Annotated in this window: 11 protein-coding genes; 3 read left to right on the top strand and 8 right to left on the bottom strand. The window is 74.9% G+C overall.

Annotation, left to right across the window (positions count from 1 at the left end; genetic code table 11):
* Positions 1 to 38: 38 nt before the first annotated feature.
* The gene (locus tag ACFVYI_RS34410; protein WP_387892843.1) at positions 39 to 746 is read right to left on the bottom strand and encodes a YitT family protein; all 708 of its coding nucleotides are present in this window, start codon (positions 744 to 746) and stop codon (positions 39 to 41) included.
* Positions 747 to 882: 136 nt separating this feature from the next.
* On the opposite strand from ACFVYI_RS34410, the gene ACFVYI_RS34405 reads away from it, so the two are divergent.
* Positions 883 to 2,394, top strand: a complete 1,512-nt coding sequence (locus ACFVYI_RS34405; protein ID WP_387892842.1) for a PLP-dependent aminotransferase family protein — start codon at positions 883 to 885, stop codon at positions 2,392 to 2,394.
* A 33-nt stretch (positions 2,395 to 2,427) separates the two neighbouring features.
* Here ACFVYI_RS34405 and ACFVYI_RS34400 read toward each other — a convergent pair whose 3' ends face one another.
* The 4 genes from ACFVYI_RS34400 to ACFVYI_RS34385 all read right to left on the bottom strand — a co-directional run bounded on the left by ACFVYI_RS34400 (position 2,428) and on the right by ACFVYI_RS34385 (position 5,621).
* Entirely contained in the window at positions 2,428 to 3,330 is a 903-nt protein-coding gene (locus ACFVYI_RS34400) for an NAD kinase (RefSeq protein WP_387892841.1), read from the bottom strand.
* Positions 3,331 to 3,572: 242 nt separating this feature from the next.
* On the bottom strand, positions 3,573 to 4,379 hold the full coding sequence (locus ACFVYI_RS34395; RefSeq protein WP_387892898.1) for a TlyA family RNA methyltransferase: 807 nt from the start codon (positions 4,377 to 4,379) through the stop codon (positions 3,573 to 3,575).
* A 20-nt stretch (positions 4,380 to 4,399) separates the two neighbouring features.
* Positions 4,400 to 4,699, bottom strand: coding sequence for a hypothetical protein (locus tag ACFVYI_RS34390; protein ID WP_387892839.1), 300 nt, complete (start codon positions 4,697 to 4,699; stop codon positions 4,400 to 4,402).
* Positions 4,692 to 5,621 carry a hypothetical protein gene (locus ACFVYI_RS34385; protein WP_387892837.1) on the bottom strand — a complete coding sequence of 310 codons (930 nt, stop codon included), beginning with the start codon at positions 5,619 to 5,621 and terminating at the stop codon, positions 4,692 to 4,694. The genes ACFVYI_RS34390 and ACFVYI_RS34385 overlap by 8 nt, the downstream gene beginning before the upstream one ends.
* A gap of 160 nt (positions 5,622 to 5,781) precedes the next feature.
* Between ACFVYI_RS34385 and ACFVYI_RS34380 the strand changes: the two genes are divergently transcribed.
* Positions 5,782 to 6,129, top strand: a complete 348-nt coding sequence (locus ACFVYI_RS34380) for an SCP2 sterol-binding domain-containing protein (protein WP_387892835.1) — start codon at positions 5,782 to 5,784, stop codon at positions 6,127 to 6,129.
* A 102-nt stretch (positions 6,130 to 6,231) separates the two neighbouring features.
* Here the strand turns inward: ACFVYI_RS34380 and ACFVYI_RS34375 are convergent, their stop codons facing one another.
* Both ACFVYI_RS34375 and ACFVYI_RS34370 read right to left on the bottom strand, forming a co-directional pair.
* Positions 6,232 to 7,275 (bottom strand): HAD-IIA family hydrolase, encoded by a 1,044-nt coding sequence (locus ACFVYI_RS34375; RefSeq protein ID WP_387892833.1) that lies wholly within the window; start codon positions 7,273 to 7,275, stop codon positions 6,232 to 6,234.
* Between the two features lie 12 nt (positions 7,276 to 7,287).
* Positions 7,288 to 8,004 (bottom strand): tetratricopeptide repeat protein, encoded by a 717-nt coding sequence (locus ACFVYI_RS34370; RefSeq protein ID WP_387892831.1) that lies wholly within the window; start codon positions 8,002 to 8,004, stop codon positions 7,288 to 7,290.
* Between the two features lie 172 nt (positions 8,005 to 8,176).
* Here ACFVYI_RS34370 and ACFVYI_RS34365 point away from each other — a divergent pair, with 172 nt between their 5' ends.
* Positions 8,177 to 9,547 carry a DUF1015 family protein gene (locus tag ACFVYI_RS34365; RefSeq protein WP_387892829.1) on the top strand — a complete coding sequence of 457 codons (1,371 nt, stop codon included), beginning with the start codon at positions 8,177 to 8,179 and terminating at the stop codon, positions 9,545 to 9,547.
* Positions 9,548 to 9,638: 91 nt separating this feature from the next.
* Here the strand turns inward: ACFVYI_RS34365 and ACFVYI_RS34360 are convergent, their stop codons facing one another.
* Positions 9,639 to 10,523, bottom strand: coding sequence for a tetratricopeptide repeat protein (locus ACFVYI_RS34360; RefSeq protein WP_387892895.1), 885 nt, complete (start codon positions 10,521 to 10,523; stop codon positions 9,639 to 9,641).
* Positions 10,524 to 12,000 lie beyond the last annotated feature (1,477 nt).

The following is a 12,000-nucleotide window of genomic DNA, read 5'->3' as shown; positions in this document are numbered from 1 at the left end:
CCGGCGCGCGACGAGCGGCAACTCCACGACTCGTAAGTTCATCCCTTCCGGGCCGTTTGAGCTGCGGTGGGAACCGTGCACCAGGGCAGGAAGATCTGCGCGAGCGGGCCGATGGCCAGCGCGTACGCCACGGTTCCGACGCCCGCGGTGCCGCCGAGCAGGACCCCGGCGGCCAGCACGGTGAGTTCGATTCCGGTCCGGATCAGCCGCAGCGACCGGCCGGTGCGCCGGTGCAGGCCGGTCATCAGGCCGTCCCGCGGGCCCGGCCCGAAGCGGGCGCCGATGTAGAGGCCGGTGGCCAGGCCGTTGAGCACGATCGCTCCCACCATGAGCGCGATCCGGGCCGGCAGCGGTCCGGGCGTGCCGACCACCCTCAGGGTGAGGTCCATCGCCGCGCCGATCATCAGCACGTTGGCGACGGTGCCCAGGCCGGGCCGCTGGCGCAGCGGGATCCAGAGCAGCAGCACGAGGGCGCCGCAGATGGTCACCCAGGCGCCCACCGAGAGGCCGGCGGTGCGTTGCAGGCCCTGGTGGAAGACGTCCCACGGGTCGAGGCCGAGCCCGGAGCGCAGCATCAGCCCCATGCTCGCGCCGTAGAGGGTGAGCCCGACCAGGAGCTGCGGGAGCCGACGGCCCAGGGCGTGGGTGTCGCCGAGCAGCCGGACGGCGCGCGAGGGGCGCTGCGCGCCGGGGGCGGGCTCGGCGGTGGGCGCAGTGGTGGTCGGATGCGTGGTCGTGGTGGCCATCGGGTTCTCCCGCAGGTGGTGCTGCACCGTGCGGGCCGGGCCGCGACGGTGGCGGACTCGATGGCCGCCCTGCCATGATGGACAGGCCAAAGCGACCCCATCCAGGGCCAATTCCGAGCAAGTGGACTGATCAGCCATGGCCGACTGGCACACCACCGTCACCGCCGCCGCACTCGCCCGACTGCTCGACGCCGCCCGACTGCCCGAGCCGGCCACCACCCGCCGCCCCGCCTACCGGACGCTGGCCGGGCAGGTCCGACTGCTGGTCTCCGAGGGCCGGCTGCCGGTCGGCGCCCGGCTCCCCGCCGAACGCGAACTGGCCCTGGCCCTGCGACTCAGCCGCACCACCGTGGCCACCGCGTACGAGGCCCTGCGCGCCGAGGGCTACCTGCACAGCCGGCGCGGCTCCGGCAGCTGGACCGCCCTCCCCGAGGGCGCCCCGCCGCCCAGCGACGCGCTGCACCCGGTGCCGCCGGACGAGCAGGGCCGCACGCTGGACCTCGGGGTCGCCGCGCTGCCCGCCCCGCAGCCCTTCCTCGGCGCGGCGGCCGCCCGGGCCGTCGAGCAGCTGCCCGCGTACGCCGCCGGGCACGGCAACTACCCCACCGGCGTCCCGGTCCTGCGCGAGGCGGTGGCCCGGCGCTACAGCGAGCGCGGCCTGCCGACCACCCCCGACCAGATCCTGATCACGATCGGCGCGATGGGCGGCCTGCACCTGGTGCAGCAGGCCCTGATCGGCCGCGGCGACCGGGTCGCCGTCGAGGCGCCCAGCTACGCCCACACCCTGCAGGCGCTGCGCCTGGGCGACGCCCGCCTGGTACCCGTCCCGTACAGCTGGCCCGGCGGGCCGTCCCGGCAGCCCACCTGGGACCTCGCCGAGTGGCGCCGGGTGCTGCGCGGCGCCGCGCCCAAGGCCGCCTACGTGATCCCCGACTTCCACAACCCGACCGGCGCCCTCGTCCCCGAGGAGCAGCGCCGGGAGCTACTGGCCGCCGCCCGGGCCGCCGGCACGATCGTGCTGGCCGACGAGACCACCGCCGAACTCGGCTGGGGCCTTCCGCCGGACGCCGCCCTCCCCCGCCCGATGGCCGCGCTGGACCGGTCCGCCCAGGTGGTCACCGTCGGCTCGGCGGGCAAGCTGCTCTGGGGCGGCCTGCGGATCGGCTGGGTCCGGGCGGCCCCCGCGCTGGTGCGCCGGCTGGCCACCGCCCGGGTCTACAGCGACGTCGGCGCCCCGGTGCTGGACCAACTGATCGCCGCCGAGCTGCTGGGCGAGCCGCTGGCGGCCGTCCGCGCCCACCAGCTGGACCGGCTGCGGGCCACCGCGGAGGCCTTCGCCGGCGCGCTGCGCGAGCACCTGCCCGCATGGCGCTACGCCGCCCCGCCCGGCGGGCTCTCGCTCTGGGTCTCCACCGGGGGCCTGTCCGGCGCGGCGCTGGCCCTGGCCGGCGAGCACGGCGGCGTACGGATCGCGGCGGGCAACCGCTTCGGCTCGGACGGCGCCTTCGAGCACCACATCCGGATCCCGCTCACCGTGCCCGCCGCAGCGGTGCCCGCCGCCGTCGAACGCCTCGTGGACGTCGCCGCCAGGGCGGCCGTCGGCGGCCGCTGGAGCGCCGCCGACGACAGCCAGCCCCTGGCGGTCTGACGGTCCGTCAGTACAGGTGGCCGGGGCGGCCGGTCAGAGCGTCTCCGCCCGGCCGCGCCAACCCGTCACCGGCAGCGCGAACTTGGCCACCAGCCGGTCGGTGAACGGCGCCCGGTGCAGACGGGCGAGCCGTACCGGCGTCTGCCCCCGGCGGACCTCAACCCGGGCCCCGGCCGGCAGCTCCACCGAGCGCCGGCCGTCGCACCAGAGCACGCCGTGCGGGGTCTTCGGCTGCACCTCGACCGCCAGCACCGAGTCCGGCGAGGTCACCAGCGGCCGGGCGAACAGCGCGTGCGCGCTGATCGGCACCATCAGCAGCGCCTCCACCTCGGGCCAGACCACCGGGCCGCCGCCGGAGAACGCGTACGCCGTCGAACCGGTCGGCGTCGCACAGACCACCCCGTCGCACCCGAAGTTGGAGACCGGACGGCCGTCCACCTCGGTCACCACCTCCAGCATCCGCTCCCGGGCCGCCTTCTCGATCGAGGCCTCGTTCAACGCCCAGTCCTGGTGCACCACATCGCCGTTGGTCCGGACGATCACATCGAGCGTCATCCGTTCCTCGACCTCGTAGTCGGCGTCGACGACGCGCTCGACCACCACCGCGAGATCGTCCCGCTCGGCCTCCGCGAGGAAGCCCACCCGGCCCAGGTTGATGCCGAGCATCGGCAGCCCGTGCTCACGCGCCAGCTCCGCCCCGCGCAGCAGCGTGCCGTCCCCGCCCGCGACCAGGATCAGCTCGCAGCCGTCCGCCGCGCCCGGTCCCCCGGCCACCCGCTCGACCCCGTCGGGCAGGTCCAGGTCCACCGCCTCGGCCGCGAGCAGTCTGATCCGGATGCCCGCCTTCAGCAGGCCGTGCACCAGGCCCTCGACGCTGCGCAGCGCGGCCTCCCGGCCGGTGTGCGCGATCAGGAAGACCGTCCGTCCCTCGCTCATGCGCGCCCCTCTCCGCCAGTCCCGACAGCCCCGAGGTGTCCCCGTCGCCCCGCCGTCGCCGCAGGCGACGCGCACCCCTCGACAGCTCTCCGCCGGACTTCGGCCGGGGATACCCCCGCGGTTCGCTCGCTCATGCCCGCTGCCCTCTCCCTACGTCGGCCGGGCCCTACGTCGGCCGGGTCGCCCTCGGCCCGGTGCGGCCGCGTCACTCAGCATGACGGACCGGACGTCCGCAGAGCACCCTATCGGGGGCCTTCGGCGACAGCCCGGTCCGCCTCCGCCGGGTCCAACTGCGGGGCGTCCCGGCGCAGCCAGAGAAAGTACTCGACGTTGCCCGACGGCCCCGGCAGGGGGCTCGCGGTGACCGCCCGCACGCCCAGCCCCTGCTCCCATGCCTTCCCGGCCACCTGCCGGATCATCTCGGCGCGCAGCTGCGGGCTGCGCACCACGCCGCCGCTACCGAGGCGCTCCTTGCCGATCTCGAACTGCGGCTTGACCATCAGCACCAGGTCCGCGTCCTCGGCCGCGCAGCCGGCCAGCGCGGGCAGCACCAGGCCCAGCGAGATGAACGAGAGGTCGCCGACGACCAGGTCGACCGGCGAGCCGCCGATCAGCTCCACGGTCAGCTCGCGCACATTGGTGCGGTCCATCACCGTCACCCGGTCGTCGCTCTGCAGCGACCACGCGAGCTGCCCGTAGCCGACGTCCACCGCCAACACACCGGCCGCGCCGGCGCGCAGCAGCACATCGGTGAAGCCGCCGGTGGACGCGCCGGCGTCCAGCGCGCGGCGGCCCTCGACCACCAGGCCCTGCGGTACGAACGCCTCGAACGCCCCGGCGAGCTTGTGCCCGCCGCGCGAGACGTAGTCGGGGTCGTTCGCGTCCTCGGCCACCACGACCGCCGCCGCGGTCTCCACCTGGGTGGCCGGCTTGGTCGCGGTGGTGCCGCCGACGGTCACCCGGCCGGCCGCGATCAGCTCGGACGCGTGCTCGCGCGACCGGGCCAGCTTGCGGCGGACCAGCTCCGCGTCGAGACGGCGTCGTGCCACTGCCACTGGTGTTTCAGCTCCTACGGGTCGTTCCGGGCGGTCGATCCGAGCGGGTCGTCCCGGTCGAGCGCGGCCAACGTGTCGGTCAGCCGCTGGTGAACATCTTCGTACACCGCGACGTGTGCCTCGGTCGGCACCCCGTCCAGGGCCTCCAGCCGGGCCAGCGCGGCGTCGACGGCCGGGTGGCCGGTGCGGGTCGGCTCGACACCCAGCGGGAGCGGCTCGCCGGTGATCGGGGCCGCTTCGGGGGCGAGGTCCCGGGCCGCGTCCAGGGCCGCGTCCGTAGGGAGGGGGGCGGGGCCCGGGTCGGGGTCAGGCATCGGGCTTCTTCGTGCTGCTGCTCTTGCGCACGGTGGTCTTCCTGGTCGCGGTCCGCTTGGCGGGCGGCTCCTGGCCGGCGGCCTGCGCCGCCTTCTTCGCCGCGGTCCGCTTCGTGGTCGCTGCCGCGGTCTTCTTGACGGCGGTCTTCTTCGCGGCCGTCTTCCTGGCGGCCGTCTTCCCGGCCGTCGCGGGCTTCGCGGTCGCCGGCTTCGCGTCCGGCGTCCCGGTGGCGGCCCGGTCGGGCGCGGCCTTCTTCGCCGCCGCCTCCTTCGGCGCCGGCTTCTTCGCGGCCGGCTTGTCCCCGGCGGCCTTCGGGGCGGCCGCCCGCTTCGTCGGCGCCGCCTCGGTGGTACCCCGGTCGGCCGGCTCCGCCGACCGCGACGCCGACGGCACCGGCGGATCGATCTCCACCGGCTCGTCGACCTCGACCCGCTCGGCCACTATCGGCTCGCCGCCCGCCCGCGCCGCAGGTGCCGCCGGCTCGTCGTCCAGCTCCCAGCCGCGCCCGAACAGGCCGTCGGCCCGCGGCGCCGGTGCCGCCGTCTCGGGCCCGGCCTGCGGCGACGCGGCCGGCACGCCCTCCTCCTCGACCTCGCGCAGCTTGCTCTCCAGGTAGGCGAGCACCACGCCGACCTTGGTCACCTGGTCACCGACCTTCTCGAAGGCCTTCTCCACCTCGCCGCGCGCGACGCCGACCGCCAGGTCCACCCCGGCCCGGCCGGCGGTGACCGCCTCCTCCGCCAGGGTCTGCAGCGACTTCGCGGACGGCGGGAACGACTCGCCCAGCCGCCGCTCCACCTCGGCGACGTCGACCCCGCTCTTCTCCAGCAGCCCGGCCGCCGTCCCGACGACCAGCTTGCCGACCTCCTCCACCAGCCCGGCGGCGACCTCCACCGCTCCCCGCACCGTCTTCGGCAGCATCCGGGTGCCTCCTTAGCGCCTGCGCGCATCGCTCCGTCGCCGTCGGCACCCGGACCGGTTCCGGGCACCCCACAGACGACGCTACCGCCAAAACCCGCCTGCGGTACCGTGGCCCCGCAGTGACCACCGCCGCCGTCGCACAGGGAGTGGACCAGCCGCCATGGCCAACGCCGAGGAGTGCCGTACGGCACTGGAGCAGCTCAGCCGGAACCTGGCGAAGTCCACCGGCGACGTCCACAAGGCAGCCGCCCTCGACCGCTCCCTCACCTGCCGGATCACCGATCTCGACCTGACCTTCTCCGGACGGCTGCGGGACGGCCGGATCGAGGACGTCGTCGAGGCACCCGGTCCGCCCGCCGAGAAGGCCGAGATCCGGCTCACCATGAGCAGCGACGACCTGGTCGCCCTGGTCGGCGGCAAGCTCAACTTCGCCGCCGCCTGGGCCGGCGGCCGGGTCCGGCTGGAGGCGGGCTTCCGCGACCTGCTCCGGCTGCGCACCCTGCTCTGACCGGGCCGGCCAGGCGAGTCGCGCGCAGCCGGCCCACGGCCTCGCAATCCCGGCCCGGCCCCCGGGATCCCGACCTCGGAACCCCGGCCTCGGAACCCGGCCTCAGAATCCCAGCTCGGCCAGCGCCTTGCGGCCGTCCGCCGGAGCACCGTCCGCGTCCAGCGCCGTCCAGGCCGCCGCGCAGAGCGCCCGCAGGCCGTCCCAGCGGTCCGCCCCGACACCGTCCAGTCGCAGCAGCCCGTCCTGCGCCACCACGACCCAGCCGCCGCAGCCGAAGCCGCCACCCGGCTGCTCCGTGACCGCGGAGTGCGCCACCAGCAGGCCCCGCAGGTCCTGCGCCAGGTACGTCGGCCGGTGCTCCACCCGCGCCGTGAGCAGCTGCGCCGCGGTGGTGACCCCGGTGAACACCAGCAGGCTGTCGACACCGCCGTTGAACGCGCCCTCGATGTCGGTGTCCAGCCGGTCGCCGACCACCAGCGGCCGCTGCGCCCCGGTCCGCAGCACCGTCTCCCGGTGCATCGGCGGAAGCGGCTTGCCCGCCACCTCGGGCTCCACGCCCGTCGCCGCGCGCACGGCGGCGACCAGCGTGCCGTTGCCGGGCGCGATCCCACCCGCGGTCGGCACCGTCAGGTCGGTGTTCGAGGCCACCCACGGCAGCCCGCTCTGCACCGCGTAGGAGGCCTCCGCCAGGTGCGCCCAGCCCACCGAGGGGTCGAAGCCCTGCACCACCGCGAGCGGCTCCTCGGCCAGCGTGCGGACGGCCACCAGGCCGCGTTCGGCCAGCGCCTCCTCCAGGCCCAGGCCGCCCACGACCAGCACCTTCGACCCGGCCGGCACCTTCTCGGCGACGACCCGGGCGGCCGCCTGCGCCGAGTTGATCACGTCGGCCGGCTCGGCCGGCACACCCAGTTCGGTCAGATGGGCGGCCACCACCCGGGGCGGGCGGGAGGCGTTGTTGGTCACGTACGCCAACCGCATCCCGGCCGTCCTCGCCGCCGCCAGCGAGTCCGCCGCGTGGTCGATCGCGTTCGGCCCGGCGTAGACCACGCCGTCGAGATCCAGCAGCGCCGTGTCGTACGCCTCGGTCAGCGGGAGCTCACTGCCGCCGGGGGCGGTCCGTCGCTCGGTGGTGGCCGTCTCGGTCATGCCTTCGCTACCTCATTCACTGCGTCGATCCCCGTCATCCGTCTCGTCCCGCTCCGTGCCGTCACGCACCGAGCCGTCACGCTCCGTGCCGTGCTGCGCCGTACCGTCCCCGTCGCCCCGGTCGGCGGCCGCCGGCAACCCACCGGCAGCCCGCCCGGGCTCCGCGTACCCCGGTGCCCCCGGCACCAACGGGCCGAACGCCCCGGCGCGGGCCGCCAGGGTCGCCCGGGTCTGCCGCAGCGCGGCCCGGTAGTAGTCGGTGTCCGGCCGCATCGCGACGGCCAGGGCCAGGTGCTCGGCGGAGGTCTCGAAGTCGCCCAACCGGGCCGCCGAGACACCCCACCCGAACTGAGCGTAGTCGTCGGACGGATCGGCCAGGGCCACCGCCCGGAAGTTCTCCAGCGCCGCCGCGTACGAGCCGGCGTCGAACTGGGCCCGGGCCAGCGTCTCCCGGATGCTGCGCGAGTGCGGCTCCGCCGCGGCCGCCCGCGCCAGCAACTGCTCGGCGGCCGCCGGGTGCCCCTGGGCCAGCAGCTTCCCGCCCCGGCGGAACCACTCGTAGACGTCCCCCGCCGGCTCGCCGGACCGGCCCTGCTCCGGCACGCCACCGCCGGGGCCCTCGCCGGAGCCCTCGCCCGAACTCCCCGCGCCGGCCAACCCGTTCGCACGATCATCCGCGAAGCCCTCCGCGCCGCCGCTGCCGTCCACCCGCTCCTGCCCACCGCTCATGCGCCCACCTCGCTGCCCTCGCCGACCGCCTCACGGGACGCGCACCACTGCGTCGCCCGCTCACCGCGCTCTCTCACGCCGTCCCTCGCCCTCGGTCACGACACCCGCCGGCTCCGGACCAGCACGGGTGTTCCGATCTCTGAACAACGCGTACCCGATTACGATGCCCAGAATGAGCACACCCAGTGCAGAAAGCGGAGCGGAGTCTCCGCAGGGCGGCCCCGGCAATCCCGGTCATGTCGCCACCGCAGGTCTGTCCCTGTCCCCCTTCCGCGGCCTCCGCTACGTCCCCGACCGGGTCGGCGCACTGGCCGCGGTCACCTCACCGCCGTACGACGTCGTCGACCCCGGCCGCAGGCTCGACCTGGAGACCGCCGACCCGCACAACGTGGTCCGGCTGATCCTGCCGCGCCCCGAGCCCGAGGACGCCGGCGACCGCCCCGACCGCGACACCCGCTACCGGCACGCCGCCCGGCTGCTGCGCGACTGGCTGAACGAGGGCGTCCTGGCCGCCGACCCCGAGCCCGCCCTGTACGTCTACGAGCAGCGCGTGCCCGCCACCGGCGACTCCCCGGAGCTCCTCCAACGCGGCCTGATCGGCGCCCTGGCCGTCAGCGGCAGCGAGGCCGGCGTCGTCCTCCCCCACGAGGACGTGATGCCCAGGCCGGTCGCGGACCGGGTCGGCCTGATGCGCACCACCCGCGCCAACCTCGAACCGCTGCTGCTCACCTACCGGGGCAACGGTGGCGCGGCCGGCGTGGTCGAACGCGCCGTCGCGGACGAGCCGCTGCTCACCACGACCACCACCGACGGCACCCACCACCGGCTGTGGGCCGTGACCGACCCCGCCGAGATCGCCGAGATCAGCCGCGACCTGGCCACCTGCCGGGCGCTGATCGCCGACGGCCACCACCGCTGGGAGATGTACCTGCGCCTCCAGCGCGAGCACCGCCACCTGCCGCGCAGCCCCTGGGACCGGGGCCTGGTGCTGCTGGTCGACACCGCCCGCTACCCGCTGCGGGTCCGGGCGATCCACCGGGTGCTGTACCGGCTGCCGATCGCCGAGGCGCTGGAGAAGCTGGGCGACCGCTGGCGGGTCAAGGAGGTGCCCGGCCCCCTGTCCGGCGCCCTGCAGGCGCTCGCCGAACAGAAGCGGCACGGCGGCAACGGCTTCGTGCTCACCGGCGGCGACGGCGTCTACTGGCTGATCGGCGAACCCGACGAGGCGCTGCTCGACGCGAGCGTGCCGCGCGACCGGCCGCAGGAGTGGCGCCACCTGGACGCCACCGTGCTGCACGCGGCCCTGCTGGACCACACCTGGCACGTCCCCGACGGCCCCGACGACATCGGCTACCTGCACACCGCCGTGTCCGCCGAACGCGAGGCCGCCCGGACCGGTGGCACGGCGGTGCTGCTCCATCCGGTACGCGAGAGCGTGGTCCGCCGGCTCGCCGAACAGGGCGTCACCATGCCCCGCAAGTCCACGTCATTCGGCCCCAAGCCGGCCACCGGGCTGGTCCTGCGCAGCCTCGAACTGGGCTGAGCGACGAAGCCCGGACAGCAGTGAGGCCCTGCCGCACCCCGGAGAATCCCGGGGTGCGGCAGGGCCTCACTCAGCTACGCGACGCGCGGCATCAGGCCTTGGCGTCCTTGGACCGCTCCGGCACGACGCCGTCGAAGTCCTCGTCGATCTCCAGGTCGTCCTCGTCGTAGAACTCCTCGACGTCTTCCTCGTCCTCGAAGATCTCCCGCTCGTCCGGCACGCCACCGCGCGACTTCGCCGGCGCCGGGGCCGGGGCCTCGTCCTCGGCGGCCTCGGCGGCCTCGTCCTCGACCTCCGGGTCGAGCGCGTCGACGAACTCCAGCCCGTCGATCTCGGCCAGCCGCTCCGACGCGTTGGTGGCACCGTCGGTGTCGGCCTCGGCGGCCTTCGCGAACCAGTCACGGGCCTCGTCGCCCCGGCCGGCCGCGATCAGCGCCTCGGCGTAGGCGTACCGCAGTCGCGCGGTCCACGGGTGCACGGCGCTGGAGGCCAGCTCCGGGCTCTGCAGGGTGACCACGGCCGCCTCGAACTGCTCCATGTCGCTGCGGGCACCCGCCGCGACCAGGCGCATCTCGACCTGACCGGACTTGTCCAGCTGCTTCACCTCGGGCTCGCCGGCCATCGCCAGCGCCCGCTCCGGACGGCCCAGACCGCGCTCGCAGTCCGCCATCACCGGCCACAGGTCCACCCGGCCGGTCATCCGACGGGCCGCGCGGAACTCGGTCAGCGCCTCGGAGTAGCGCTGCGTCATGTACGAGGCGAAGCCGGCCGCCTCGCGGACGGCAGCGACGCGGGACGCCAGTCGCAGCGCGACGCGCGAGTACTGGTAGGCCTCCTCCGGCTCGCTGTCGAGCAGGCGGGCGACCATCACCAGGTTGCGGGCGACATCGTCGGCGAGCGTCTTGGGCAGGCTCTTGAGCTCCTGGCGGACGTCCGCGTCCAGCTCGAAGCCGGTGACGTCCTCCGGGATCGGCAGCCGCTTGACGGGCTCGAAGTTGCCCCGACGGTCGTCGTAGTCCCGGCTGCCGCGGTCGTCGCGGTCGCGGTTGTAGCCGCCACCGGACGGGCGGTCGTCACGACGCGGGCGGTCGTCGCGGCGGAACCCGCCGCGGTCGTCGCGGTCGCGGTTGTAGCCGCCACCGGAGGGGCGGTCGTCACGACGCGGACGGTCGTCACGGTCGCGGTTGAACCCACCCGGACGGTCATCACGGCGGAACCCGCCGCCACCGGACGGACGGTCGTCACGACGCGGACGGTCGTCGCGGTTGAAGCCGCCACCCGAGGGACGCTCGTCACGACGGAAACCACCGCCACCGCCCGAGGGGCGGTCGTCGCGACGGAAGCCGCCGCGGTCGTCACGGTCGCGGTTGAAGCCGCCACCGGACGGACGGTCATCACGACGCGGACGGTCGTCACGGTCGCGGTTGAACCCACCCGGACGGTCATCACGGCGGAACCCGCCGCCACCGGACGGACGCTCGTCACGACGGAAACCACCGCGGTCGTCGCGGTCGCGGTTGTAGCCACCACCGGACGGACGGTCGTCACGACGCGGACGGTCGTCGCGGTTGAAGCCGCCACCCGAGGGGCGGTCGTCACGACGCGGACGGTCGTCGCGGTTGAAGCCGCCACCCGAGGGACGCTCGTCACGACGGAAACCACCGCCACCGCCCGAGGGGCGGTCGTCACGACGGAAGCCGCCGCGGTCGTCACGGTCGCGGTTGAAGCCGCCACCGGACGGACGGTCATCACGACGCGGACGGTCGTCACGGTCGCGGTTGAACCCACCCGGACGGTCATCACGGCGGAACCCGCCGCCACCGGACGGACGCTCGTCACGACGGAAACCACCGCCACCGCCCGAGGGGCGGTCGTCACGACGGAAACCGCCGCGGTCGTCACGGTCACGGTTGAAGCCACCACCGGACGGACGGTCGTCACGACGGAAGCTACCGCCGCCACCGGACGGACGGTCGTCGCGGCGGAAACCGCCGCGGTCGTCACGGTCGCGGTTGTAACCACCACCGGACGGACGGTCGTCACGGCGCGGACGGTCGTCACGGTCGTCACGACGCGGACCGCGGTCGTTGGACCAGCCCCCACGAGACCGGGGCTCGGAGCCGCGGCCGTCGTCCGATCGACGCTCGGGACGGTCCTGGGGCTGGTTCGACATTGTGGTGACTCCTCTGTTGCTTCAGCTCTACCGCGGATGGGGGCGACACCACTGCCCTCGCGCGGTTCGATGCCGGCCTCCTGGCCGAGCACCATCTCCATTGTCCGGCATCGGGGGACACCACGCGCCTGGGCGGAAGTCCCTAGTCGTGCCGACGGTGCAAAAACGTTCGTAAAAACAAAAAGGCCGCGGCCCCAGCGAATCGCTGGGGCCGCGGCCTTGAATAATTGTTCGGCGGCGTCCTACTCTCCCACAGGGTCCCCCCTGCAGTACCATCGGC

This window comes from Kitasatospora sp. NPDC058218, from assembly GCF_042882445.1.
GTDB lineage: Bacteria > Actinomycetota > Actinomycetes > Streptomycetales > Streptomycetaceae > Kitasatospora.
The sequence above is the reverse complement of the archived record's forward strand: the minus strand, read 5'-3'. Positions and strand labels throughout refer to the sequence as shown.

What these genes read in the sequence shown, in the direction of transcription:
- ACFVYI_RS34370 (WP_387892831.1), bottom strand. Translation starts at nt 8,004, where the DNA reads ATGAGCGGTGGGCAGGAGCGGGTGGACGGCAGCGGCGGCGCGGAGGGC.
- ACFVYI_RS34400 (WP_387892841.1), bottom strand. Translation starts at nt 3,330, where the DNA reads ATGAGCGAGGGACGGACGGTCTTCCTGATCGCGCACACCGGCCGGGAG.
- ACFVYI_RS34410 (WP_387892843.1), bottom strand. Translation starts at nt 746, where the DNA reads ATGGCCACCACGACCACGCATCCGACCACCACTGCGCCCACCGCCGAG.
- ACFVYI_RS34365 (WP_387892829.1), top strand. Translation starts at nt 8,177, where the DNA reads ATGAGCACACCCAGTGCAGAAAGCGGAGCGGAGTCTCCGCAGGGCGGC.
- ACFVYI_RS34380 (WP_387892835.1), top strand. Translation starts at nt 5,782, where the DNA reads ATGGCCAACGCCGAGGAGTGCCGTACGGCACTGGAGCAGCTCAGCCGG.
- ACFVYI_RS34390 (WP_387892839.1), bottom strand. Translation starts at nt 4,699, where the DNA reads ATGCCTGACCCCGACCCGGGCCCCGCCCCCCTCCCTACGGACGCGGCC.
- ACFVYI_RS34375 (WP_387892833.1), bottom strand. Translation starts at nt 7,275, where the DNA reads ATGACCGAGACGGCCACCACCGAGCGACGGACCGCCCCCGGCGGCAGT.
- ACFVYI_RS34405 (WP_387892842.1), top strand. Translation starts at nt 883, where the DNA reads ATGGCCGACTGGCACACCACCGTCACCGCCGCCGCACTCGCCCGACTG.
- ACFVYI_RS34385 (WP_387892837.1), bottom strand. Translation starts at nt 5,621, where the DNA reads ATGCTGCCGAAGACGGTGCGGGGAGCGGTGGAGGTCGCCGCCGGGCTG.